Origin of the sequence: Pseudonocardia parietis (assembly GCF_017876315.1) — a bacterium.
Lineage (GTDB): Bacteria > Actinomycetota > Actinomycetes > Mycobacteriales > Pseudonocardiaceae > Pseudonocardia > Pseudonocardia parietis.
On sequence record NZ_JAGINU010000001.1, the window covers coordinates 1,635,968 to 1,660,318 of the forward strand.

A 24,351-nucleotide genomic window follows, 5' to 3' on the forward strand; every position below is an offset into this window, starting at 1 on the left:
GATCTCTCTCCTTCGGGCGATCAGTGTCGGGAGCGGTCGGACGGAAGTAGGTCGAACCAGTGGTCGAGAAGGTCCCGGGCGTCCGGGGCGCCGGCGGCGAAGTACCGCTCGGCCTCGGCCTGCATCGCCGCCACGTCGGCGCCGAACCGTTCGAGTTTCGGACCTTCCAGGCCGAGGAGCTCGTTCACCCCGGCCAGGGTCATCTCGGGATGGAACTGGACGGCGAGCGCCGAGCCGAGGGCCCAGGCCTGCACGTAGCGGTCGGACGCGGCGAGCACCTCGGCACTCGCAGGCGGGGTCATCGAGTCGGAGTGGAACGAGAAGAACCGGCCGGCGATCCCGCCCGAGGCGGCGTCGGCGGGCTTCACGTCGATGATCCCGGCCTCCAGCCCGGCGCCGCCGGGATGCGCGGCCCCGCCGAGTGCCCGCGCGAGCACCTGGGAGCCGAGACAGATCGCCAACACGGGAACGTCGGCGCCGACGGCCTCGGACAGGAACCGCTCCTCGTCGGCCAGGTACGGGTGATCCTCGTACGCGGCCTGCGGTCCGCCCAGCGCGACCACGGCACCGACCTCGTCGAGCTCGGAAAGCCGCTCCCCGCGGTACGGCCGCACGATCCGGCACTCGTGGCCGCGCTCGCGCGCCACCTCGTCGACCAGCCCGACGTCGGCCCGGTCCACATGGGTGATCACGGCGATGGTCGTCATGGTTGTGGCCTCGGTTCGATGTCGGTGCCCCAGGGGTTCCAGTGGTCGATTCGGGCGAGCGCGCCCATCAGGGACATCATCTTGGCCCGGTCGACGGCCACCCAGCTGGCATCCGGCGTGATCCCGTAGGGGGTGAAGTCCCAGACCGCCAGATGCTTGGCCTGCTCGATCAGGGGCGTGGTACTGGTCAGTTCCCGCTCGAGACGGTCGACGCGCAGCCGAAGCAGGGCGTTCTCCCGTCGCAGAGCCTCGAGCTCGTTCGGAACCTCGGGTTCGTCGTCGACCATCTCAGAACACCAACGTGAGATTCTCGTGGATCTGGTCGGAGTCGAGCAGGTTGATCTGCTTGAGCTTGATCCGCCATCCGTCCTCGGTCGCCCGCAGAACGTGGCCGTACCAGCCCGGGTAGGTCTTGGTGACCCCCGCACGGAACTCGTGCACCACGACGTTGGAGCGGACCAGCTGCTCCCCGGTCGCGGGGTCGACGGTGGTCTCGACGTTGCCGATCACTCGCCGGGTCCGCGACGCCGGGATCTGGCTGAACGCCAGCCCGGTGCGCAACCAGTAGACCCGGTCGGTGAGGCGGCGCCGGTCGTCGAAGGCGTGCGAGACCTCGACGGCCGGGTCCCCGCCACCGGCGGTGACCGGCACCCAGTAGAGACAGTCGTCGGTGAAGTGCTCGAGCCAGTCGTTGAAGCGGCCCTCGTCGATCAGGCGGGCTTCGCGGGTGAGGAAGGACTGGACCCCCACGATCTCGTCGGTGCCAGCGCTAGGCCAGTCCTCGCGCAGCAGCGCGCACTGGCGGGCCAGCTCGGCGTAGTACTGCTGGTCCACGTGGTACGACCACGACGAGGTGTCGGCGTACTCGGCGGGAATGCGGCTGCTCATCGTGTGCTGTCCTCGCTCATCATCTCCAGCCATGCGGCGTAGTAGCGACGCATGTGCAACTCATCGGTCGCTCGGCTCGACACCACGCCGTCCGGGCCGACCTCCTGCCAGCCGGGTATTCCCAGGCCGCGGTTCATCAGGATCCACTCGGCCTCGGGGGCTGTAAGGCCGCGCTGGACCTCTTCGAAGTTGGCCTGGTCGTCGGGTTCGCCGAAGGACGGGAAGTCCTCCTGAGTGCGCATTCGCATCGTGTTCACCTCGGGCGGCACCCCGCCGATGGCGGTGGCGTGCCAGGTGAGCTGGGTGCGCTCCACCCCGAGTGGCTCGATGACCTGGATCTGGTTCCCGATGATCAGCAGGTTCGGGAAGATGCTCAGGTTGATCTGTGAGCCGATGGCCAGATCGAGCAGCCGGTCGGCGTCGTCGCCGTGCTCGGCGCGGATCTTCTCCTCGAACCGCTCGCGGCCCGGTTGAGGGCGCTGGTTCGCCCAGAAGCTGCCCGGGCCGTCGTAGTTGGGCCGCTGGTCGATCACACTGTGCCCATTGCCGAGCATGTAGGTGCGCATCGGCCCCTCGTCCGGCGAGACGCCGAAGTAGGACATGTCCTTGCTGTCGCCCATCCGGGAGGCCATCTCCAGCAGGGAGCGGTGCGAGAACGCCGGGTGGTAGCCGTCGCCGGCGTTGTCGTAGGCGAGCTTCCAGTTGCCGCGGTAGCCCATCCGGTTCGCTGCGCTGCGGACGATCACCTCGCCCTCAGGCGCGCGGTCGATCCAGTAGTCGAGCCAGCCGGCCGCAGGGCCGAGCCAGTCCACCACCGACGGGGCAGACTCGTTGAGCGTGCCGAAGACGAACCCGCGGTAGGACTCCACCCGGGCCACCTTGTACAGCCCGTGCTCAGAACGGTCGAAGTCCTCGCCGTAGCCCTGGGGCCACGGCGTCCCGACCAGCTCACCGGTGTTGCGGAACGTCCACCCGTGGTACGGGCACTGGAAGCTCTTCGCGATGCCGCTCTCCTCCCGGCACAGCGTCGCCGCCCGGTGGCTACACCGGTTGAACACCGCATGCAGGGCGCCCTTCCTGTCACGGGTGACGATCACGGGGCGCATCCCCATCCGGACCGAGAGGAAGGAGTTCGGTTCCGGCAGCTGCGACTCGTGCGCCAGGTAGACCCACGAGCGCCCGCCGAAGACCTTCACCATCTCCTCGGCGAAGACCGCCGGGTCGGTGTAGAGCGTCCGGTGCACCCGGTCCTCGCGCACCAGCGCCGCGTAGTCGGTGCGGGCCGGCGCCGGGATTCCGGACAGAAAGTCGCGTTGAAGTGTCATCACTCGCTCCGAGACGGGTGGGTAGGGGCGCGTCGGGTACGGCCGCGGCCGCACCTGGCCGACCGTCGGACAGATCGGAACCACGGAGACGTCCGGTACTGCCGGGTTCTGGCTCGGCCGAACGGCGTCGCGGGAACGACGCCCAGCTCCAGGTCCGTAGAACGTCGAGGCCGACCGGGATCCCGTTCCAGATGGGCGGGGTCGAGGCGAACTCCGAGTTCCGTGTTTCGTATACGGTGGAGCATGGCGGACGATCCGAGATCGCGCAAGCACTAGACTCGGTCACGAGCGGTGGAACGCTCTGATGCCGTCCGCAGCGGCGCCGAGGTCGGCCCGCGCCGGCGCAGGACCTGCGACCGGTGACGACGGACGACGGACGTGGAGGTCGTGGCATGGTGCTCCAGCCCATCGGACGCGGGGGGACTCCCGTGGCCGACGAGGCCTACCGCCGCATCAGCGAGGCGATGCTCGCCGGTGACCTCCCCCCGGGATCACGCCTGGTCATGGACGTCCTGGCCGAACGGCTGGAGATCAGCCGCACCCCGGTGCGAGACGCGCTGCGCCGCCTGGAACGAGAGGGTCTGGTCGAGCCGACCGGCCGCAAGGGCTACACGGTGCGCGCCATCGCCGACGCCGACCTGGAGCACCTCTACGAGTCCCGAATCGCGGTCGAGGCCTTCTCCGCGAGGCGGGTGGCCGAACTCGGTGAGCCGGCGGTCCGCATCGTCGAGCAGGCGATCGAGGACGCCGTCAAGGGCGGGGCGCACAGCGCAGCCGAGACATACCACCTGAACCGCATGATCCACCGGTCTGTCGTCGAGGCCTCTGCGAATCCGATTTTGGTCGAGATGTTCGACAGCGTGTGGGACCGCGCCAAGGCGCTGCAGATCTTCGAGCAGTTCCACAAGCTCGCCGACGATGCCGGACGTCTGCTGGCCGAGCACTACGAGCTGACTGACGCGATGCGGGTCGGCCCGGACCACGCCTACGAGGTCATGCACCAGCACATAACCTTCGGGTACAAAGCCCACAAAGACGGCTGACCGCACAGAGCGAATGCCGTAGGTGCCAATCACCGGCCTTCACCGCCCGCACCGTCGGCCAGGGCGCGAACCTCGTCGGTCTGGGCCCCCGGATCGGCGTTGCAGTCGCTGTCCTGGGGTGCCTGAGCGGATCAGGTTGGGGCCCCTCGTGTCCTGTGGACGTCCTCGCTGCGGTCGCAGTGCGGTCGCACACTGCTTCGGACTCGCTGCGTCGGGAGAGGACGGGGCGGACATCACTGGCCTTCTGACCATTGGGAATCCGACTCAGCGCTACGCTTTCCTACGTCAGATCTCTGAAGGAGTTCCAGCGGGTCGGGCTGAACTTGCGGACCTGACCGTCCGGGTGTTCGCCCGTGCCGGGGCGGACGCATGCTGGCGGTGTCCGCTGCCTCGCGGGCCGAACAGGTGCGCGGGATGAACCGCTGCACCGCCCAGAAGATCCACATCGGCCCATGGCCGACGTTTGCCGACCGTCGGGTCGGGCAACCCGTCGTCAGGAGCGTCGCCGGCGTGCGCGACGCGTTCCGGGGCGCGGGCAGGATGCTCCGCCCCGGCCGGAGCCACCCGGAACAGCGGCGGAGACCTGTGCCCGCGACAGGAGAGGAACGTGTCCATGTCTGCCTACGTGACGTCGAACCCGGCGACCGGCCGGACCGAGAAGGAGTTCCCCGAGCTCGACGACGCAGGGGTCACCGACGTCCTGAACCGTTCGCACGGCGCCTACGCCGGCTGGCGCGGGACGCCGGTGAGCGAGCGTGCAGAGATCCTCACCCGGGTCGCCGACGCCTACGAGTCCCGCCGGGACGAGCTGGCCACGCTGATCGCGACCGAGATGGGCAAGCCGATGAAGGAGGCCGCCGGCGAGGTCAAGCTCGCCGGCGCGATCTACCGCTGGTACGCCGAGCACGGACCGGATCTGCTGAAGCAGGAAGTGCTCGATCCGCAGGGGGCGCAGGAGTCCCTGGTCGAGACCGAGGCGATCGGCTCGCTGATCGGGGTGATGCCGTGGAACTTCCCCTACTACCAGGTGGCCCGGTTCGCCGCACCCAACCTCATGGTGGGCAACACGATCATCCTGAAGCACGCCCCGATCTGCGCGGCTTCCTCGCAGGTCATGGCGGAGATCTTCCATGCCGCCGGTGTGCCGGAGGACGCCTACATCAACGTGTTCGCGACCAACGAGCAGATCGCCGACATGATCGCGGATCCGCGTGTGCAGGGGATTTCACTGACCGGTAGCGAGCGCGCCGGCTCCTCGGTGGCCGAGACCGCCGGCCGGAACCTGAAGAAGGCGGTCCTGGAGCTCGGCGGTTCCGACCCCATGATCGTTCTCGACGACGGTGACCTCGAGCGGACCGCCACGGTCGCCGCCAAGGCCCGTCTGATGAACGCCGGCCAGGCCTGCAACTCCCCGAAGCGGATGATCGTGCCGAAGGACAAGGTCGACGACTTCGTCTCGGTCCTCGTCCGGACGTTCGAGTCCGCCCAGGTGGGAGACCCCACGGATCCGGGCACGCAGGTCGGCCCGCTGTCGTCGGTCCGTGCCCGGGACGGGGTGGTCGCGCAGGTCGAGCGCGCCGTCCAGCAGGGCGCCACCCTCCACACCGGGGGCGACGCGATGAGCGGCGACGGGGCCTTCATCCGCCCGGCCGTGCTGACCGGGGTCACCAAGGACATGGACGCCTACTCCGAGGAGATCTTCGGACCGGTCGCCGTGGTCTACGGCGTCGACTCGGTCGACGACGCCGTCACGCTCGCCAACGACGTGAGCTTCGGGCTCAGCGGATCGGTGTGGGGCAGCGACATCGACCGTGCCCAGGAGGTCGCCGACCGGCTCGAGGTGGGCATGGCCTACGTCAACGAGCACGGCACCACGCTTCCCGGCCTGCCCTTCGGCGGCGTCAAGCGGTCCGGCTTCGGCCGTGAACTCGGCCGATGGGGAATGGGCGAGTTCGTCAACACCCGGCTGCGCCGGACCGCCAGGTCGAAGGGCTAGCCGGATCCGGTGACCGTCGCGAGGAAGCCGGCCGCCCGCTCCCGCAGACCCGCTCGGCGCTCGTCGACGGTGACGCCGGGGGTCGGGCGCACCGCGGGCGTCGGCACCGCGCCGACGTGCTGCACGCAGGCCAGGTCGGCACAGATGTAGGTGCCCACGGTGTCGCCCTGGCGCCCGGCCGCACCCCGGCGGGCCGCGGCGAACAGCGCCACCCCGCCGACGGTGTGCGTGGTGCGGCAGAGCGCGCACATCGCGGCGGCCCGGGTGCCGCCGGCCGAGGCCCGCAGCAGAACCCCCACGGGGCCGTCCTCGGTGGGCACCAGCAGCACGCCCCGGCCCGGGGCCTTCGGGTCCCGCCAGCCGTGCACGTCCTCGAGCCCGTCCGGGTCGAGTTCGCGGACCCACGTCGGGACTGTCATGCGGGCCGCCTCGCCGCGTGAGCAGTTGCTCATGCTGCGGCGGATCCGGATCTCGGTCGAGCTGGTCACGTCGGGGCAGGCTAGGCGCCGCGTCGTGTGGCGGTCCACCGGATTCCGTGCGGGTAGGTTCGGTCGTCGACACCGACGTCACGAGAGGAGCGGCCGCCATGAGCCGACCGACGGCCGCAGGCGCGATGGGCGGGGGCCGCGCGTTCGTGGATGCGACCGGCACCCCGGTACCGCTGCGCGGGCCGGTGCGGCAGGTGGTCGCCACCGACGCGACCGTCGGGGCGCTGCTGCTCGAGCTGGGAGCCCGGCTGGTCGGCGTCGCCGGGACCCTGGACGGCGTCGAACAGGTGGGTGACGAGCGCGCCCCGGACCCGGCGGCGGTCGCGGCGGTCCGCCCGGACGTCGTCGTCACCGGCTGCGCGGACGGCGGGTACGACCTGGCCGACCCGAGGCTGCTGGGCCGGTTGCGGGAGATCGCCCCGGTCGTCGCCGTCGATCTGGGGCGGCGCGCCGAGACCAGCGCGGACCTGCGGGCCCTGCTCGGCGCGGTGCAGCCCCCGCCGCTGCGCTCCCGCGGCCGGCACGAGGGCTGAGCCGAGGCCGGTGATCACCGGTCGTGGAGTGGAGCGTTCGCCAGCCGGACGCAACACTCCACGACCGTCGATCACCGGCCGGTGCTCAGATCGTGGCCCCGCGGATCGCGCGGACGCCGACGGTCAGCCCGACCGCCGCCGTCACCACTGCGGCGACGAAGCCCCCGAGCACCGCGGGATCGGCGAAGCTCCCCGCGAACAGCGCCCGCTCCGCGTCCACGATGTAGGTCAGCGGGTTCACCAGCGAGGCGATCTGCATCCACTCCGGTCCGGTCTCCAGCGGCAGCATCATCCCGGAGAGGATCAGCAGCGGGAACAGGAGCGCCTGCTGCACCGCCCAGAAGATCCACTCGGTCCTCCGGGCCGCGATCGCGAGCGCGTAGGACAGCGCCCCGACCCCGACCCCGAAGACGCCGAGCAGCACCAGCCCGACCACGACGTGCAGCGGGTACAGCGCGAAGCCGAACGGGACCGCGATCAGCGTGACGATCGCGGCCTGCACGACCAGCGGCGTCAGCTCCTTGAGCGCCCGCCCGGCCATCAGCGAGGACCGGGACAGCGGTGTCGCAAGCATCCGCTCGAAGGCCCCGGTCATGATCTCGAACTGCAGGTTCGCGCCGGTCATCGACGTCCCGAACATCGTGATCATGACGATCACGCCGGGCAGGAACCACTGCAGCGACGATCCGCCGAACATGGCGCCGTCGCCCGCGAGACCGGACAGCAGCGGTCCGAACAGGCCCAGGAACACCAGTGGCTGGAGCAGGCTGAAGATCAACGAGAACGGGTCCCGGACGATCGTCAGGGTTTCCCGCCACCACACGTTGCGGATGTCGGTGAGGACGCCGGTGGCCCGGGGCACGGCGATACTCATCAGGCCTCTCCCTCGCGCAGGCTGCGACCGGTCAGGTTCAGGAAGACGTCGTCGAGCGTGGGCCGCCGCGGCTCGGCGGCCAGGACGTCGACGTCGGCGTCGCGCAGCCGGCCGAGGATCCGGGGCAGGGCGTGCGTGGCGCCGTCGACGACGATGGTGAGTGCTCGGCCGTCCGGGACGACCCGTTCGCCGACGGACTCGTCCGCGCGGCGCCCGGTGTCCCGCCACGCCCCGGCGGGGCCCGGCTCCGCGCCACCGGGGGTCGCCGGTGGCCCGGCGGGGGCGAGCGCCGGGGTGGTTGCCCCGGCGAGCACCGCGCGCGCCGCCGGGACGTCCGCGGTGCGGACCGTCACGGTCAGCCGGTCGCCCGCCTGGTCGTGCTTGAGCCGCTCCGCGGTGTCGTCGGCGATCACCAGCCCGTGATCGATGATCACCACCCGTTCGGCCATCGCGTCGGCCTCGTCGAGGTAGTGGGTGGTCAGCACGATCGTCGTGCCGTGCTCGGCGCGGATCCGCAGGATGTGGTCCCACAGGTTCGCCCGGTTCTGCGGGTCCATCCCGGTCGAGGGCTCGTCCAGGAACAGCAGCCGCGGCGAGTGGATCAGGCCGAGTGCGATGTCCAGGCGGCGCTTCTGCCCGCCGGACAGCGTGCTGACCTTGCGCATTCCCAGCTTCTCCAGGTCCAGCGTGCGCAGCAGCCGATCGGTGCTCGCGGCCGTCTCGGCCCGGGACAGGCCGTAGAAGCGGCCCTGCATGAGCAGCTCGTCGCGGACCCGGTAGTTGTGCCCCGCACCGTCCTTCTGGCCGATGTAGCCGATCCGCCTCCGCACCTCGGCCGGGTGCCGGGCGACGTCCAGGCCCGCGACCTCGGCGCGCCCGGAGCTGGGCGGCAGCAGGCTGGTGAGCATCCGCAGCGTCGTCGACTTCCCCGCGCCGTTGGGGCCGAGGAAGGCGACCAGCTCGCCTTCGGCGACGTCGAGGTCGACGCCCCGCACCGCCTCGACGGTCTCGCTCCCGACCCGGAAGTGCCGGGTCAGTGATTCGGTGTGGATCAACAAGGTTCCTATCGCCGTACGCCGTACCGAGTGGCGAGGCGATACAGTACGCCGTACGAAAAGAAAGTGCGAGGAGATTTCGTGACCGAACAGGAGCAGTGGGGCACCCCCGAGGGGCAGGCGATGATCGAGCTGCTCTGGGACCCGCCGCCGCCCCCGCGCCGCGGGCCACGCCAGCGGCTGACGCTCGACCGGGTCGTCGAGGCGGGCATGGCGGTCGCGGCCCGCTCGGTCGATGAGCTGTCGATGCGCAAGGTCGCCCAGGAGCTCGGCGTCGGCGCGATGAGCCTCTACACCTACGTTCCCGGCCGTGACGAGCTGTTCGAGCTGATGGTCGACCGCGCCTGGGCGACCCGCACACTGCCGGACGCCGGCCTGCCGTGGCGTGCGCAGGCGGAGTCCCACGCGCACGAGGCCTGGCGGATGTACCGCGAGCACCCGTGGATGATCAGCTCGAACCTCTGGCGGATGCCGCTGGGCCCGCACGTGCTCGATGTCCAGGAGGACCTGTACCGCGCCGTGCTCCTGACCGGGCTCGCCCCGGCGACCGTTGTCCGGTCGGCCGGGCTGATCGAGTCGCACGTGTTCGGTGCCGCCCGTGCGGCGATCACCGACACGTCGCAGGCGTCCCGGACCGGTGTCACCCAGGACGACTACTACTCGGCCCGCGCGGGGTTCTGGGGCACCCACTTCAGCGAGGAGCGGTTCCCGACCATGCTGACGCTCTGGAACGCCGGTGGGTTCGACGACGAGAACCCCGGCGGCGACTGGGAGTTCGGCCTGGGCCTGCTCCTCGACGGGATCGAGCGCCTGGCCGCCGAAGCGTGACGCCGCTCCGCCGGTCGAGACGCAGTGAGCTGTGTCGCGTCGTTACCCTGGACGCGTGCAGACCCCGACCGTCCTCGTCGTGGACTACGGCGCCCAGTACGCGCAGCTCATCGCCCGCCGGGTGCGCGAAGCGGACGTGTACTCCGAGATCGTCCCGGCGTCGACGCCCGTGTCCGAGATCGTCCGCCGTGAACCGGCCGCGGTCGTCCTCTCCGGCGGCCCGGCGAGCGTGTACGCCGAGGGCGCCCCGGCCGTCGACCCGGCCCTGTTCGAGACCGGCATCCCGGTCTTCGGCATGTGCTACGGCTTCCAGGCGATGGCCCGCGCGCTCGGCGGCGAGGTCTCGCCCGACGGCACCCGTGAGTACGGCCGTACCGAGATCGCGCTGTCCGGTACCCCCGGCACGCTGCACGACGGTCTCCCGGCGCGGCACCCGGTCTGGATGAGCCACGGCGACTCGGTGACCGCCGCGCCGCAGGGGTTCACGGTGACCGCGTCGTCGGACCGGGTCGCGGTCGCGGCGTTCGAGGACACCGGCCGCCGCCTCGCCGGCGTCCAGTACCACCCGGAGGTCGGCCACTCCCCGCACGGGCAGGAGGTGCTGCGGCGGTTCCTGCACGACGTCGCGGGCATCACCCCGGGCTGGACGACGGCGTCGATCATCGACGAGACCGTCGAGGCGATCCGGGCCCAGGTCGGCGACGGCCACGCCATCTGCGGGCTGTCCGGCGGGGTCGACTCCGCGGTCGCCGCCGCGCTCGTGCAGCGGGCCATCGGGGACCGGCTGACCTGTGTGTTCGTCGACCACGGGCTGCTGCGGGCCGGGGAGCGCGAGCAGGTGGAGAAGGACTTCGTCGCCGCGACCGGCGCGAAGCTGCACACCGTCGACGCCGCCGACCGGTTCCTCGACGCGCTGGCCGGGGTCACCGACCCCGAGGAGAAGCGCAAGATCATCGGCCGGGAGTTCATCCGGGTCTTCGAGGCGGCGACGGCGGAGGTCGTGGCCGACCACCACGTCGGCTTCCTGGTCCAGGGCACGCTCTACCCCGACGTCGTGGAATCCGGCGGCGGCGACGGCACCGCCACGATCAAGAGCCACCACAACGTGGGCGGCCTGCCCGACGACATCGAGTTCGCCCTGGTCGAGCCGCTGCGCTCGCTGTTCAAGGACGAGGTCCGCACGGTCGGCGCCGAGCTCCGGCTGCCCGAGGTGATCGTGCGCCGGCAGCCGTTCCCGGGCCCCGGACTCGGCATCCGGATCATCGGCGAGGTCACCCACGACCGGCTGGAGACGCTGCGGGCCGCCGACGCGATCGCCCGCGAGGAACTGACCGCGGCCGGCCTGGACCACGAGATCTGGCAGTGCCCGGTCGTCCTGCTCGCGGACGTGCGGAGCGTCGGGGTCCAGGGCGACGGCCGCACCTACGGGCACCCGATCGTGCTGCGCCCGGTCTCCAGTGAGGACGCGATGACCGCGGACTGGACCCGGTTGCCGTACGAGGTGCTGGAGCGGATCTCCACCCGGGTCACGAACGAGGTGGCCGAGGTCAACCGGGTCGTGCTCGACGTGACGAGCAAGCCGCCGGGCACCATCGAGTGGGAGTGACGACGACGAGGTGAACGAAAAGCGGGGCGGGGCCGGTCGAACCGGCCCCGCCCCGTTCCGCCCGGGTCCTGCGCTCCCGACCCCCGTCAGGGGCGCGACCACGCGGGCGGCGCGGGTGTCGGCGACGCTCCCCAGCTCGCCGACGCCCGTGTTGCTTGTTAGTCGTCCGTACTCGCCCGGGAGTTACGCACACTCGCGACGAGGAACACGATCCCGGCGACGACGGCCGTGCCGGCGAGCAACCAGCGGATGTCGACGACCTCCCACGGCCCGGTCCCGGTGATTCCGGCCGCCGCGACCAGCAGGGACAGGATCCCCGCCACCAGCGCGACGACGTCCGGACGACGCTTCTGCGGGTAGTCAGCCACGCTGCACCTCCACTGCTCCCATCTCGGCCCGCAGGTCCAGTTCCAGGACCCGCCCACCGGGCCCGTCCGGCCCGGGATCGGTGACCATCAGGCTCGCGTCCTGCCCGGCCCGGGACTGGCCGTCGACCGCCACGTCGCCGAACCCGGCCGATCCGCGGACCACGAGGTCGGCGTTCTCCGGTACGCGGACGGAGATCGCACCGGCGCCCACCTCGGCCCGGGTGCGGACGGGGCCCTCGGCGCCGGGACCCGTTGCCAGGTCGATCCGGGTCAGGTCCAGGTCGATCGCCCCGGTGCCCCGCCGGTACTCCGGCGCCAGCTGTGCCGCCGTCGCCGGAGCGGCCTCGATCGGGCCGAACCCGCCGCGTACCGCCCAGCCGTCCGGTCCCAGCGCGTCGTTGGCCAGCGACGTCATCCCGGTCACCAGCGCCAGTACCACCGCGAACGGGATCAGCCAGCGCCCGGCCCGCTGGAACGCGCCGATCAGCAGCCCGATCCCGACCACGGCCAGCGCCGCTCCCGGTACCGAGGACGCCGGCAGCACTCCCGGCGCGGCCAGCGCGACGACGCCCACCATGCCGGCGACGACGAGCGCGACCGCGAGCGTCACCGGTGTCAGCTTCGAGCGCGGCGGTGCGGGCGTCGCCGGTTCGGGTCCGGGTTCGGGCAGGTCCCAGGCGAACGGCGCGACCCCGAGCGGGTCCCACGCCGGGGGTGTCCGGGCGGGTTCCGCCTGGGCCCGGACCTGCGCCTGGGCCGGAGCCGGGGTCTGCACCGTCCCGTCCGATGCGATCCACGGCACCGCCGGGGTGGGCGCGACGGCCGCGTCCCGACTGCCGGGCCGCGACCCGCGGGTGAGGTGCAGCGCGACGAGCAGGCCCACCGTCACCCCGGTCGCGACCAGCCGGTCGGCCGCCGTCACCATCGGGATCGCCAGCAGCGCCGCGACCGTCAGCAGGGCGATCGACAGCGCCGACGCCGATCCCGTCCGCGCCGGCGGCGGGGCACCGGGCGGGCCGGCGTCCGGCAGCACGGCGCAGCCCGCCAGGTAGAGCGGCAGGCCCGGGCCGGTGATCGCGGCGACGACGAAACCGACCCGCACCAGCGTCGGGTCCAGCTCGTAGCGGCGGGCGACGGCGGCGGCGACGCCGGCGAGCTTCCGGTCGTCACGCGGCCGCACCGGCCGGGAGTCCCACATGTCCCGCAGGGTGTCCATGCCCTGCACTCCCGTCCGCTGTGTCCCCGGATCCGGCGCCCGCGTTCCGTTCATGGGGATGAGCCTGCCCCGCCGAGCCGCCCCGCCGTCTCGGGGACAACCCCGAGACGACCCCGGAAGAGAACCGGAGGGGGACGGCCGCCGGTCGTGTGACCATGGAGTCGTGAAGAGTCCACATCCGTCCACGCACGGTGTACCGCCCGACGCGCCGGTGGCCGTGCCGGACGACGCCGGTGCGACGACGGTCCCGCTGCGCGCGGAGGATGCCGGCGACCCGGACGCCACGGTCCCGTCCCGCCACGACGACCGTCCCGGTCCGGGCGGCGCCCCGGTCGCGGCCTCCCCGCCGCCCGGCGGCCGCCCGGCCCCCGCGGCCGCGGTCCGTGCCCCGCTCACCCGGCGCCGCTCCGGCCGGCTGCTCGGCGGTGTCGGGGGCGGTGTGGCCGACCACCTGGGCGTCGACGTCCGGTGGGTGCGGGCGGCGTTCGTCCTCCTGACGTTCCTCGGCTGGGCAGGCGTCCTGGCCTACGGCCTGCTGTGGGTGTTCCTCCGGCAGGAGGACGACACCGGGGTCGAGCGCACGGTGACGCGCTCCGAGCGCCTGCAGGCGGCCGGTCTGCTCGCCATCGGCCTCGGGTTGTCGCTCGTCGCGGCCACCTCCGGCTCGACGGTGCTCGGCTGGGTTGCGGGGCCGCTGGGCCTGGCGACGGTGGGTGCCGCGGTCGTCTGGCGGGAGGCGGACGAGGCGCAGCGCCGCCGGTGGGCCCGGGACGCCCGCTCCCGCGTCATCGGTGGCCGGGCGGCCCTGCTGCGGACGTTCCTCGGTGCCGCGCTGGTCATGACCGGGCTGGCGGTGTTCCTGCTCGGGCAGCTCGACCTCGGGCAGGTCCGGTTCGGGATCCTGGCCGCGCTCGCGACGCTGCTCGGTGTCGTGGTGCTGACCGTGCCGTGGTGGATGCGGCTGGTCCGCGACCTCGGCGAGGAGCGGCGGGCCCGTGCGGTCGAGGCGGATCGGATGGAGGTCGCCGCGCACCTGCACGACTCGGTGTTGCAGACTCTCGCGCTGATCCAGCGCCAGGCGGGCGACACCCGCGAGGTGCAGCGGCTGGCCCGCGGCCAGGAACGCGAGCTGCGGGCCTGGCTGTACGGCCCCGACGGGCGGGCGCGCGGCGGCGACGGGCACGGGTCCACGACCGAGACGACGTTGTCCGCGGCCGTCACCCGGGTCGCCGGGGAGGTGGAGGACACCTACGCCGTCGCGGTCGGTCCGGTGCTGGTCGGCGACGCCGAGCTCGACGCCGACCTGCGCGCCCTGGTGCTGGCGGCACGGGAGGCGATGGTCAACTCGGCCAAGCACTCCGGGACGTCCGAGGTGGACGTCTACGTGGAGGTGGAGGGGGCATCCGACGAGGGGCCCGGGACGGCGGAGGTGTTCGTCCGTGACCGCGGCCGTGGCTTCGACCCGGACGCGGTCGACGGTGACCGGCACGGTATCGCCGACTCGATCCACGCCCGGATGCGGCGGCACGGCGGTACGGTCCGGATCCGCACGAATGCGGGCGAGGGTACGGAGGTGCGGTTGTCGATGCCGCTGGCGCAGGGGGAGACGACATGACCGACGAGGCGACGATCCGGGTCTACCTGGTCGACGACCACGCGTTGTTCCGGTCCGGTGTGCGCGCCGAACTGGACCGCGGTGACGGGCGGACACCGGTCGTCGAGGTGATCGGCGAGGCCGGCTCGGTGGACGAAGCGGTCGCCGGCGTCGGGCACCTGGCTCCGGACGTCGTGCTGCTGGACGTGCACCTGCCCGGCGGGGGCGGCGCGGAGATCCTGCGCCGCGCACGGGCGGCGGGCACCGAGTCGGTCTTCCTGGCGCTGTCGGTCTCCGACGCCGCCGAGGACGTCATCAGCGTCATCAGATCCGGCGCCCGCGGCTACGTCACGAAGACCATCTCGGGCCGGGACCTGTCGGACGCGGTGCGCCGGGTGAAGGTGGGGGACGCGGTGTTCTCGCCGCGCCTGGCCGGGTTCGTGCTCGACGCCTTCTCCGACCGTCCGGGCGCCGCGCCGCCGGTGGACCCGGAGGTGGACCAGCTGACCAAGCGGGAGCGGGACGTGCTGCGGTTGCTCGCCCGCGGCTACGCCTACAAGGAGATCGCCGGGGAGCTGTTCATCTCGGTGAAGACCGTGGAGACGCACGTGTCGAGCGTGCTGCGCAAGACACAGACCTCGAACCGGCACGAGCTGTCCCGCTGGGCTTCCGACCGGCGGCTCGTGTAGGGCCCGGCAACTCCGAACGGCGCCGGCCCGGACCCGTGATCGGGTCCGGGCCGGCGCCGGTTCGTGGTGCGGGCGACTCAGCTGTCGTCGCTGCTGCTGCTGCTGCCGCCGCCGTCGCTCTCGCTGCCGCTGTCGTCGCCGGCACTGCTGCTGCTGCTACTGCTGTCGCCGCCACCGCTGCTGCTGTTGTCGGAGCGGCTGTCGCCACCGCCCAGCAGGTTCCCGGCACCCTTCGTGACGCCGCCGAGCAACCCGCCGACCGGCTCGGTCACCTTCGACACCGTTCCGCCGACCGGCTCGGTGACGGTGTTCAGCGTCTTCCCGAGCGGCTTCGTGACGGTGTCCAACGGCTGGTCGGAGGAGGCCTCCGAGGCCTCGGAGCTCGACGAGTCGTCGTCGGACGTCGCCGGCTTCTCCTTGGCCGAGGTGTCGAGCAGCCCGGTGATGGGCTCCGCGGCCTCCAGGATCGGCCCGGTCAGCGGCTCCGTCGCGCCGAGCACCGGCTCGGTGACCGGGGACAGCGCGCCGAGCACGGGCGTCGTGACCGGCTCGAGGGTGTCGGTGAGGGGACGGGTCAACGGCTTGACCCCGTCGGTCACCGGGGAGACGGCGGTGGTGACCGGGGTGAGCACCCCGCCGACCGTCTCGCCGACCGGAGCGGTGGCGTCCGCGACCGGCGAGGCGACCCGGGCCACGGTGGTACCGAGCGGCCGGGCGGTCTCGGTGACGTCCTGGAGCGGACCCGTGCTGGTACCGACCTCGCCGGTGCGGTCGTCCGAGGCGGCAGGCGCGGGCGCGGTGAGCGGGTCGGCGAGGTTGCCGGCGGGTGCCCGGTCCGGGTTGTTGAGGGCCTGAACGACCCCGAGGCCTCCCAGCGGGGAGCCGGTACCGGTGGCGCCGGTCCCGGCGGAGGACGGCCCGGTGAGCTCGGCCACGGACGGCGCCGACGAGCCGGTGGACGGCCCCGTGGTGGACGGCCCCGGCACCGCCGGGATGCGCTGTGCGGGGATCGCGGCGGCCGCACCGGAACCGGTGCCCGTCGAGACCTGTCGCAGGGTGCCCGCGGCCGCGGACTCCTGCGGCTGCTGCGGGAACGCGACGTTCATCCAGTCGGTCGCGCCGGGCGCGGTCACCGGCAGGGCCGGCACGGCAGGCACGTCCGGCAGGGCCGGGAGCGGGGATGCGAGAGCGACGTTCGCCGGCAGGTACTGGCCCGGGAGGGACTCCGGCAGGTCCGCGGCGGCGGGCAGGCCGATGCCGGGGAACAGCCCGTCGGCGGCGGCCTGGGCCTCGGAGTCGTGCGAGGTCGCTCCGTTGTAGATGGCGGCGCCGAGCACCGAGCCCGCGGCCACCAGCGCACCGGCGACGGCACCGGCCCGTCGACGCCCGGAGGTCGGCCGGGCCGGCCACTCCTGGGCACCAGGGGCATCGGCCCGGGGACGCGGCTGCGGCAGGGCGATGTCCGGCCAGTTGCCCGGTGCACCGGAGGCGGGCACGTCGGTCGTGACCGGTGTGCGGCCCTCGCGGCGCAGCAGGTCGCCGACGGACAGCAGTGGGCCGGTCATCGGACCGGCGCCGTGGCGGGCGTCGCGCGGGCCGGCGGCGTGGCGGGCGAGCAGCTCGGCGACGCTCACCAGTTCACCGGGCCCGGTGGCGCCGGGGGAGCCGGGGAGCTGGGCGCCGGTGGGAGTGTCGGTCACAGCCGCACGTCCTCCTTCAGGGTCGTCTCGACCAGGAAAGGTCTACCCGAAGGGTCGTCGATCCCCAAGCGATCACCCTCCGCTCGTCGCGCGTCACCCGATACGGTGACATCCGTTCAACGGGCGTATCCGACCGCTCGCCCTGCTCGTTGACCGGTGAGGCAACCCCTCTGTGGCCGCGGCGGGGCGAAAGTCCCAGGTCGGACATCCGGCCCGTGCGGGTCCGGTCACCGTCTGCGAGCGCCGGTCGAATCGCCGAGCGGTCGCCGTACTTCCGGTGGTCACGGTGCGCGGCAGCCGGTTCAGCTGCGTCCCGCGCGGTGCTCAGCGGCCGCCGAGACGTCCGCGGCCGAGTCGGAGGAGCATCATCGCGAGCTCGCGGCCCTCCGACCCGAGTGCGGCGAACCGGTCGAGCACCGCCATCTCGCGGCTGTAGACGATGCGTGGGCCGCCGGCGGCCATCCGTGCGGCGCCGATCCGTTTCGACACCTCGGTCCGGCGCAGGATCGCGTCCAGGATCTCGGCGTCGAGCCGGTCGATCTCCTGACGGAGCTCGTCGATCTCGGTACTGGCGCTCGTTCCGCCTGCGCTGCTCTCGCCGTCGGCGACGGTGGGCACGGAGTCGCCGGTGGTCGGTGCGGTGTCGACAGCGGGTTCACTCACGGTGGTGGTCTCCTCGTCTCGGTCGTGCGCCGGTGCAGGTGGACCGAGGACGTGCGAACGCCCCGGGTCCTCGGACTCCGGGGCGTGCTGGGTGCTCTGTGCTCTGTGCTCAGACAGCGTGCGCAGCGGGTGCCGGATCCCGGAACCCGTGGCGAAATCGCCCGATGCTGTGCACGTGGGCGAGTGTAGACGACGCGGTGTGGCCCGTCGCCGTCGTTCCACCCGCCGGGGCGGAGGTGTCGGACCCCCCGCGTACCGTGTTCGACACGATGAGTGCGCTGTTCGAACTCCCCGGAACGAGCTCGGTCCCCGAGCCCAGGACCTCGCGCGGCCGTCAGCTGCTCGAGGGTCTGAACGACCGTCAGCGGGAGGCCGTGACCCACGCGGGTTCCCCGCTGCTCATCGTCGCGGGGGCGGGATCGGGCAAGACCCGGGTGCTCACGCACCGGATCGGCTGGCTGCTCGCCGAGCGCGGGGTGCACCCCGGCGAGATCATGTCGATCACCTTCACGAACAAGGCCGCGGCCGAGATGAAGGAGCGGGTCGACGCGCTGGTCGGCCGCCGGTCCGGGCCGATGTGGGTGTCGACCTTCCACTCCATGTGCGTGCGGATCCTGCGCCGGGAGGCCAAGCACCTGGGGGTGCGCAGCGCGTTCTCGGTGTACGACGCGGACGACTCCCGCCGCCTGACCGGCATCGTCGGGCGCGATCTGGATCTCGACCCGAAGAAGTTCGCCCCGCGCGCGCTGGCGGCGCAGATCTCGAACCTCAAGAACGAGCTGATCTCACCGGACGACGCGGCCGATCGCGCCGGTACCGACCACGAGCGCCGCATCGCCGAGGTCTACGGCGTCTACCAGTCCCGCCTGCGCCAGGCGAACGCGTTCGACTTCGACGACCTGATCATGGAGACGGTCTCGCTGCTGCAGCGGCTGCCCGCCGTGGCCGAGTACTACCGCCGCCGGTTCCGGCACGTGCTCGTCGACGAGTACCAGGACACCAACCACGCCCAGTACGAGCTGGTCCGCCAGCTGGTGCTGCCCGCGACCGAGCGGGCCGCCCCCGCCGAGCTGTGCGTGGTCGGCGACTCCGACCAGTCGATCTACGCCTTCCGCGGCGCGAACATCCGCAACATCGTCGAGTTCGAGCAGGACTTCCCGGACTCCCGGACGATCCTGCTGGAGCAGAACTACCGCTCCACCCAGACCGTCCTGTCCGCGGCCAACGCGGTGATCGCCCGCAACACGGAGCGCCGGGACAAGCGGCTGTGGTCCGACGCGGGTGACGGCGAGAAGGTCGTCGGCTACGTCGCGGACAACGAGCACGACGAGGCGTCCTTCATCGCGAAGGAGATCGACCGGCTGGTCGACTCGGGGGAGTGCCGCAACTCCGACATCGCCGTCTTCTACCGGACCAACAACCAGTCCCGGGTCTTCGAGGACGTCTTCCTCCGGGTGGGGCTGCCCTACCGGGTCGTCGGCGGTGTCCGGTTCTACGAGCGCCGGGAGATCCGCGACGCCCTGGCCTACCTGCGGGTGCTGTCGAACCCGGAGGACACGGTCAGCCTGCGCCGCATCCTGAACGTGCCCAAGCGCGGGATCGGCGACCGGGCCGAGGCGGTCGTCGCCGAGTACGCCGAGCGCGAGCGCACCTCGTTCGCCCGGGCGCTGCGCGCCGCCGCCGAGGAGCCGGAGAGGCTTCCGGCGCTGGCCACGCGGTCGCAGCGCAGCATCGCCGGTTTCGTGCGGATGCTCGACGAGCTGCGCGAGCTGGTCGACCGCGGCGACGACACCGCCGAGGTCCTCGAGGCGGTCTACGCCCGCACCGGGTACACCGACGAGCTGCAGGCCTCCGAGGACCCGCAGGACGGCACCCGGATGGACAACCTCGCCGAGCTGGTGACGGTGGCCCGCGAGTTCGCCGGGGACGCGGCCGTGGCCGACCTGGCCGCCCTGAGCACCGACCCGGACGCGGGGGCCGCCGCGATCGGTTCCGGTGCGGCTCCGGCCGAGGACGCCACGGACGGTCCGGGCAACGACGACGACACCGCCGCCGGCGCTCCGGAGCCCGGCTCGCTCGCCGCCTTCCTGGAGCGGGTCGCCCTGGTCGCGGACGCCGACTCCATCCCGGACGACGACTCCGGCCTGGTCACCCTGATGACCCTGCACTCCGCGAAGGGCCTGGAGTTCCCGGTGGTGTTCCTGACCGGCTGGGAGGACGGGATCTTCCCGCACCTGCGCACGCTCGGGGACCCGAAGGAGCTCGCCGAGGAGCGCCGGCTCGCCTACGTCGGAATCACCCGGGCCGAGCAGCGGCTCTACCTGTCGCGGGCGATCGTCCGGTCGGCGTTCGGGCAGCCGAGCACCAACCCCGCGTCGCGGTTCCTGGACGAGGTGCCGGACGAGCTGGTCGAGTGGCGGCGCACCGAGGAGCAGCTGGTGGCCGAGCGGCCGTCCGCGCCGGTGGGCCGGTTCGGGTTCGGCAGGCGTCCGCAGGCGTCGGATCGGGGGGATTGGAAGGTCCCCGAGCGCAGCCTGAACAACACCTCGCTCCAGCTCGACGTCGGCGACCGGGTCAACCACGACAAGTACGGCCTGGGCACGGTGGTCGCCGCGGACGGGGCCGGCCCGCGGGCCACGGTGACGATCGACTTCGGCAGCGGCGGGACCGTCCGGCTGATGCTGATCGGCGGCGTCCCGATGCAGAAGCTGTAGCGCCCCCGGGTCAGTCGTCGTCGTTGTCGTCCGCCGGCTGGGTCGCGGCCTGGGTCCGGGTGAGGATGTCGGTGCTGCCGAAGGCACCGGAGACGTCGACGGTGACCTCCCGGGGCCCCGGCACACTGCAGGCGAGCTCGCACTCGGTCGAGCCGAACACCTTCCACCCGGTCGCGTTGACCCGGACGTCGTCGGGCACGACGACCGTCACGCTGCCGAACAGCACCCCGACATCGACCCGGTCGGTGTTCTCGGCGACGCCGATGGTGCGGCTGCTGAACACGGCGGTGCCGTCGTCGCCCGCGAGCAGGTGCGAGCCACCCCAGAGCACGGCACCGAGCAGTACGACGGTCCCGAGCGCCGACCCGGCGCGGCGGGCCCACTCGGCCGCGAGGTCGCCCGCGCGGGCCCCTGTGGCGAGCTCGGTGGTCCGGGGGGCGTGGGCCACCGCCCCGTCGGGGGGCAGGTCGGCCGTGAGCCCGACGAGGTCCCCGCGGGTGCGCGCGGCCCAGGCACGGGCGGCCCGCTCCTCGTACTCCTCCAGGCTCAGCCGGCCCTCGCCGTGTGCACGCTGCAACCGGGCGTCGACCGCCCGGCGTTCCTCGTCCCCGACCCGGATGCCCCCGTCGTCCGCCACCGGGCCAGTCTCTCCGGTCCGCGGCGGACGGGGAACCCGGTTCGGGCCACGGTCACTCGCAGGTCACCACGACGGTCCTCATCACATCCGGGTACTCCGGTCGCCACGGGACCGTCGTCCTCTCCTGCCGCGTGCCGTGCGCCGGCCGGTCCCGGCCTGACCGGTCCGACGGGCAGCAGACGAACCGCGGGTCAGGCGCCCTGGCCGCCGGTCGCGTTGGTGAGGTCCAGGCCGCGCTCGATCAGCCACGGCAGCGGGTTGGTCTTGCTGCCGTCGGACTCCCAGATCTCCAGATGCAGGTGCGGGCCGGTCGACTGGCCGCGGTTGCCGACCTCGGCGATCTCGTCGCCGGCCCGGACCTGCTGTCCGACCTCGACGAACGCGCGGTTGACGTGGCCGTACACCGAGCTGGTCCCGTCCGGGTGCTCGAGCACCACCCACATCCCGAAACCGCTGGCCGGTCCGGCCTTCTCCACGACGCCGTCGGTGAGCGCGAAGATCGGCGTGCCGATCGGTGCGGCGAGGTCGATGCCGTTGTGCTGCACGCCCCAGCGGGCGCCGAAGCCGGAGGTGAACCGGCCGGCGGTGGGCATGACCAGGGGGTCACCCTCGTAGACGACGGCCTTGGGTGCGCCGTGCGACATCGCACCGGAGATCGCACGATCCACCGTGGCCGCCTGCTCACCGAGCCGTGCGGCCTTGGTGAGGCTGGCGACGTCGACCTCGGTGGTGTCGTCCAGAGCCGGCATGGTCGCCGGCTGGGCGAGCTGCTCACCGCCGATCGCCGAGGTGACCGCGGGCGCGGTCGTGTCGGCGGGGCGGGGCTCGGCGGCCACCGGGAGCATCGCCGAGGCGGCGAGCTTCGCGTAGGACTCCTCGACGGACGACTCGCCGGCGAGGCCGGGGATGCCGAGGGCACCGGCGACCGTCTGCCCGGCCGCGACGAGCGCGCCGCCTGCCGCGGCCGCGACCGTCACCCGGGTCCGCGACACCACCGGCGGTGGCTGCGGCAGCCGGTGGGCACTGCCGGCGGGCACCGCGTGGGTGGCTGCCGGGAGCGACTGCCGACGCCGGTCGGGTGCGGCGGCCGGACGGGCCGGGCGCGAGCGGCGATCCGGGCCGGCGGCGGGTCGTGCGGGATGTGCGGGGCGAGCCGGGCCGGTCGTGGGTCGTGCCGGGTGCGAAGGGCGGTCCGCGCCGGACGCGGGTCGTGCCGGATGCGACGGGCGGTCCGGACCGGAACCGATCCCGGATCGTGCCGGATGTGCGGGGCGGTCCGGACCGGGACTGATCCCGGGGCGCGCCGGCTGCCCGGGGTGGTCCGCACCGGTGGCGATCCCGGGGCGGTAGGGGTGGGCCGGCCCCGACGTGGGCGCGGGGGCCGTGCGCTGTGGGCCGGGCCGTGGGCTGTGGTCCGCGCCGACGGGACGCGGAGCGCGGTCCGCACCGATCGGCCGCGGGCCGCGGGGTGCCCCGGCTGCGGTGGCCGGCGGCTGCGGTGGCTGCTGGGAGCGGCTGGTGGCGGGCGGGACGGCCGGACGGGTTTGCGGCGCCGGGCGGCCCGGTGCGGCGACCGGACGGTCCTGAGGGGACGCGGGCGGCCGCGGTGCCGGGTGGGCATCGACCGTCGGGCGGGCACGCCGGATCGACGGCGGAGGCGCCGTGGTCCGGTGGCCGCTCATGGCGATCGGCACGTCGGGATGCGTGCCGGGCCGGAGCTCCGGTCGGACGGCGCCGCTGGGGGAGCGGTGGCGCGCCAAGACCTGCCCTTCTGGTGTTCAGGGCGTCGCGGGCCGCTCGGCGGTGATCATCGGAGTGGGGGCTCCGTCGGGGGGTTGGCGCCGCTCGGGGGATGGCGCCGATCACCGTGATCGGTCCGTGACGTGGACGACGCGACGGTAACCCGCGCGTCGCGGCGCGGCAACGCTGGGCGACCGGAGCGGTGCGGGCGGTCGAAGATCGTCGACGACCGGTCGGGCAGGAACGGCGGAGGGGGCCTTCCCGCTGCCCGACCGTCGAACGACCGGTGGTGTGCGCCACTCGCCGGGGCTTCTGAATCGAGCCCGGTTCCCGAGGGGTGACAGCTGTCACCGGGCCAGGTCAGGACCGGTGCGGGCAGCGTGGCTAGGCTCCCGGACGCAGCACGACCGACGTCCGCGGCCGCTGCCGCCTTCTGAGTGCGGGCGCCCCGGAGAATCCCGGGCCGCGCGGGTCGCGGCGATAGCGAAGTGGAGCGGGAGAGCCGAGTGGACCTCTACGAATACCAGGCGAAGGACCTCTTCGCCGCGCACGGAGTCCCGGTGCTGCCGGGCAGGACCGTGGACAACGCTGCCGACGCGGCTGCCGTGGCGTCCGAGCTGGGCACTGCCGTCGTGGTCAAGGCCCAGGTCAAGACCGGTGGGCGGGGTAAGGCCGGCGGGGTGAAGCTGGCCAAGAGCGCTGACGAGGCCAAGGAGAAGGCCGAGGCGATCCTCGGGCTCGACATCAAGGGCCACATCGTCCACCAGGTGCTGGTGACCGAGGCCAGTGACATCTCCGAGGAGTACTACTTCTCGTTCCTGCTGGACCGCTCGAACCGCACCTTCTTGGCCATGTGCTCCTCCGAGGGTGGCATGGAGATCGAGCAGCTGGCCGTGGAGCGTCCGGATGCGCTGGCTCGGATCGCGATCGACCCGATCGCCGGTGTGGACAAGGCCAAGGCCGACGAGATCGTGGCGGCGGGCCGGATCCCGGCGGCGGTGGCCGAGGAGGCCGCGCACGTCATCGTGAAGCTGTGGGAGACCTTCGTCTCCGAGGACGCCACGCTGGTCGAGGTCAACCCGTTGGTGCGGGATCCGCAGGACAAGGTGATCGCCCTGGACGGGAAGGTCACCCTGGACACGAACGCGGACTTCCGGCATCCGGCGCACGCCGAGCTGGTCGACGAGCGCACGGAGAACCCGCTCGAGGCCAAGGCGAAGGCCAAGGGGCTGAACTACGTCAAGCTCGACGGTGGTCAGGTCGGGATCATCGGTAACGGTGCGGGTCTGGTCATGTCGACCCTGGACGTCGTGGCGTATGCCGGTGAGGCGCACGGTGGGGTGAAGCCGGCGAACTTCCTCGACATCGGTGGTGGCGCGTCGGCGCAGATCATGGCCGACGGTCTGGACGTCATCCTGGGTGATGACGAGGTCAAGAGCGTGTTCGTCAACGTCTTCGGTGGGATCACCGCGTGTGACGCGGTCGCGAACGGGATCGTCGAGGCGTTGAAGATCCTGGGCGACGACGCGACCAAGCAGCTGGTCGTGCGCCTGGACGGCAACAACGTCGAGGAGGGGCGCCGCATCCTCGAGGAGGCGAACCACCCGCTGGTCACGGTGGTGGGCACGATGGACGACGCGGCCGCCAAGGCCGCTGAGCTGGCGAATGCCGCGGGAGCCTGAGAAAA

Annotated in this window: 22 protein-coding genes; 9 read left to right on the forward strand and 13 right to left on the reverse strand. The window is 72.7% G+C overall.

Annotated features, from left to right (window positions below; translation table 11 throughout):
- Positions 1-20 precede the first annotated feature (20 nt).
- The 4 genes from JOF36_RS07840 to JOF36_RS07855 are packed head-to-tail and all read right to left on the reverse strand — an operon-like array spanning position 21 to position 2,920.
- Complete coding sequence (locus JOF36_RS07840; protein ID WP_210025730.1) at positions 21-707, reverse strand: type 1 glutamine amidotransferase; 687 nt, start codon at positions 705-707, stop codon at positions 21-23.
- Positions 704-994, reverse strand: coding sequence for a hypothetical protein (locus JOF36_RS07845; RefSeq protein WP_210025732.1), 291 nt, complete (start codon positions 992-994; stop codon positions 704-706). The genes JOF36_RS07840 and JOF36_RS07845 overlap by 4 nt, the downstream gene beginning before the upstream one ends.
- 1 nt (position 995) lies before the next feature.
- Positions 996-1,595, reverse strand: a complete 600-nt coding sequence (locus JOF36_RS07850) for an aromatic-ring-hydroxylating dioxygenase subunit beta (protein ID WP_210025734.1) — start codon at positions 1,593-1,595, stop codon at positions 996-998.
- Positions 1,592-2,920, reverse strand: a complete 1,329-nt coding sequence (locus JOF36_RS07855) for an aromatic ring-hydroxylating oxygenase subunit alpha (protein ID WP_210025735.1) — start codon at positions 2,918-2,920, stop codon at positions 1,592-1,594. Before JOF36_RS07855 ends, JOF36_RS07850 begins: the two co-directional genes overlap by 4 nt.
- Before the next feature lie 392 nt (positions 2,921-3,312).
- On the opposite strand from JOF36_RS07855, the gene JOF36_RS07860 reads away from it, so the two are divergent.
- Positions 3,313-3,963, forward strand: coding sequence for a GntR family transcriptional regulator (locus JOF36_RS07860; protein WP_210025737.1), 651 nt, complete (start codon positions 3,313-3,315; stop codon positions 3,961-3,963).
- Between the two features lie 613 nt (positions 3,964-4,576).
- On the forward strand, positions 4,577-5,959 hold the full coding sequence (locus JOF36_RS07865) for an NAD-dependent succinate-semialdehyde dehydrogenase (RefSeq protein WP_245350719.1): 1,383 nt from the start codon (positions 4,577-4,579) through the stop codon (positions 5,957-5,959).
- On the opposite strand, the gene JOF36_RS07870 is transcribed toward JOF36_RS07865, so the two are convergent.
- The gene (locus tag JOF36_RS07870) at positions 5,956-6,447 is read right to left on the reverse strand and encodes an FBP domain-containing protein (RefSeq protein ID WP_210025739.1); all 492 of its coding nucleotides are present in this window, start codon (positions 6,445-6,447) and stop codon (positions 5,956-5,958) included. The genes JOF36_RS07865 and JOF36_RS07870 overlap by 4 nt on opposite strands.
- 98 nt (positions 6,448-6,545) lie before the next feature.
- Here JOF36_RS07870 and JOF36_RS07875 point away from each other — a divergent pair, with 98 nt between their 5' ends.
- A complete protein-coding gene (locus JOF36_RS07875) occupies positions 6,546-6,980 on the forward strand; it encodes a substrate-binding domain-containing protein (RefSeq protein WP_210025741.1) in 435 nt (144 codons plus the stop codon).
- Positions 6,981-7,065: 85 nt separating this feature from the next.
- Here the strand turns inward: JOF36_RS07875 and JOF36_RS07880 are convergent, their stop codons facing one another.
- Positions 7,066-7,854, reverse strand: a complete 789-nt coding sequence (locus tag JOF36_RS07880; RefSeq protein WP_210025743.1) for an ABC transporter permease — start codon at positions 7,852-7,854, stop codon at positions 7,066-7,068.
- Positions 7,854-8,909: an ABC transporter ATP-binding protein gene (locus JOF36_RS07885; protein ID WP_210025745.1), complete on the reverse strand. Its 1,056-nt coding sequence runs from the start codon at positions 8,907-8,909 to the stop codon at positions 7,854-7,856. Before JOF36_RS07885 ends, JOF36_RS07880 begins: the two co-directional genes overlap by 1 nt.
- An 81-nt stretch (positions 8,910-8,990) precedes the next feature.
- Between JOF36_RS07885 and JOF36_RS07890 the strand changes: the two genes are divergently transcribed.
- Both JOF36_RS07890 and guaA read left to right on the forward strand, forming a co-directional pair.
- On the forward strand, positions 8,991-9,737 hold the full coding sequence (locus JOF36_RS07890) for a TetR/AcrR family transcriptional regulator (protein ID WP_307862265.1): 747 nt from the start codon (positions 8,991-8,993) through the stop codon (positions 9,735-9,737).
- Positions 9,738-9,792: 55 nt separating this feature from the next.
- Positions 9,793-11,343 (forward strand): glutamine-hydrolyzing GMP synthase, encoded by a 1,551-nt coding sequence (gene guaA / locus JOF36_RS07895; protein WP_210025747.1) that lies wholly within the window; start codon positions 9,793-9,795, stop codon positions 11,341-11,343.
- 158 nt (positions 11,344-11,501) lie between these two features.
- Here the strand turns inward: guaA and JOF36_RS07900 are convergent, their stop codons facing one another.
- Both JOF36_RS07900 and JOF36_RS07905 read right to left on the reverse strand, forming a co-directional pair.
- Complete coding sequence (locus JOF36_RS07900) at positions 11,502-11,711, reverse strand: hypothetical protein (protein WP_210025749.1); 210 nt, start codon at positions 11,709-11,711, stop codon at positions 11,502-11,504.
- Positions 11,704-12,981, reverse strand: coding sequence for a PspC domain-containing protein (locus tag JOF36_RS07905; protein WP_210025751.1), 1,278 nt, complete (start codon positions 12,979-12,981; stop codon positions 11,704-11,706). Before JOF36_RS07905 ends, JOF36_RS07900 begins: the two co-directional genes overlap by 8 nt.
- A gap of 109 nt (positions 12,982-13,090) precedes the next feature.
- On the opposite strand from JOF36_RS07905, the gene JOF36_RS07910 reads away from it, so the two are divergent.
- Positions 13,091-14,542 carry a PspC domain-containing protein gene (locus JOF36_RS07910; protein ID WP_307862266.1) on the forward strand — a complete coding sequence of 484 codons (1,452 nt, stop codon included), beginning with the start codon at positions 13,091-13,093 and terminating at the stop codon, positions 14,540-14,542.
- The gene (locus tag JOF36_RS07915) at positions 14,539-15,210 is read left to right on the forward strand and encodes a LuxR C-terminal-related transcriptional regulator (protein ID WP_210025755.1); all 672 of its coding nucleotides are present in this window, start codon (positions 14,539-14,541) and stop codon (positions 15,208-15,210) included. The genes JOF36_RS07910 and JOF36_RS07915 overlap by 4 nt, the downstream gene beginning before the upstream one ends.
- A 77-nt stretch (positions 15,211-15,287) precedes the next feature.
- On the opposite strand, the gene JOF36_RS07920 is transcribed toward JOF36_RS07915, so the two are convergent.
- Together JOF36_RS07920 and JOF36_RS07925 are read right to left on the reverse strand one after the other, a co-directional pair.
- The gene (locus tag JOF36_RS07920) at positions 15,288-16,910 is read right to left on the reverse strand and encodes a hypothetical protein (RefSeq protein ID WP_210025757.1); all 1,623 of its coding nucleotides are present in this window, start codon (positions 16,908-16,910) and stop codon (positions 15,288-15,290) included.
- A gap of 324 nt (positions 16,911-17,234) precedes the next feature.
- Complete coding sequence (locus tag JOF36_RS07925) at positions 17,235-17,528, reverse strand: chorismate mutase (protein WP_307862743.1); 294 nt, start codon at positions 17,526-17,528, stop codon at positions 17,235-17,237.
- Between the two features lie 314 nt (positions 17,529-17,842).
- On the opposite strand from JOF36_RS07925, the gene JOF36_RS07930 reads away from it, so the two are divergent.
- Positions 17,843-20,287 carry a UvrD-helicase domain-containing protein gene (locus tag JOF36_RS07930; RefSeq protein WP_210025761.1) on the forward strand — a complete coding sequence of 815 codons (2,445 nt, stop codon included), beginning with the start codon at positions 17,843-17,845 and terminating at the stop codon, positions 20,285-20,287.
- 10 nt (positions 20,288-20,297) lie between these two features.
- Here the strand turns inward: JOF36_RS07930 and JOF36_RS07935 are convergent, their stop codons facing one another.
- Both JOF36_RS07935 and JOF36_RS38725 read right to left on the reverse strand, forming a co-directional pair.
- Positions 20,298-20,924, reverse strand: a complete 627-nt coding sequence (locus tag JOF36_RS07935) for a DUF1707 SHOCT-like domain-containing protein (RefSeq protein ID WP_210025762.1) — start codon at positions 20,922-20,924, stop codon at positions 20,298-20,300.
- 191 nt (positions 20,925-21,115) lie between these two features.
- Positions 21,116-21,961 carry a M23 family metallopeptidase gene (locus JOF36_RS38725; RefSeq protein WP_307862267.1) on the reverse strand — a complete coding sequence of 282 codons (846 nt, stop codon included), beginning with the start codon at positions 21,959-21,961 and terminating at the stop codon, positions 21,116-21,118.
- A gap of 1,191 nt (positions 21,962-23,152) precedes the next feature.
- Here JOF36_RS38725 and sucC point away from each other — a divergent pair.
- Complete coding sequence (gene sucC / locus JOF36_RS07945; RefSeq protein WP_307862268.1) at positions 23,153-24,346, forward strand: ADP-forming succinate--CoA ligase subunit beta; 1,194 nt, start codon at positions 23,153-23,155, stop codon at positions 24,344-24,346.
- The last annotated feature ends 5 nt before the right edge of the window (positions 24,347-24,351 follow it).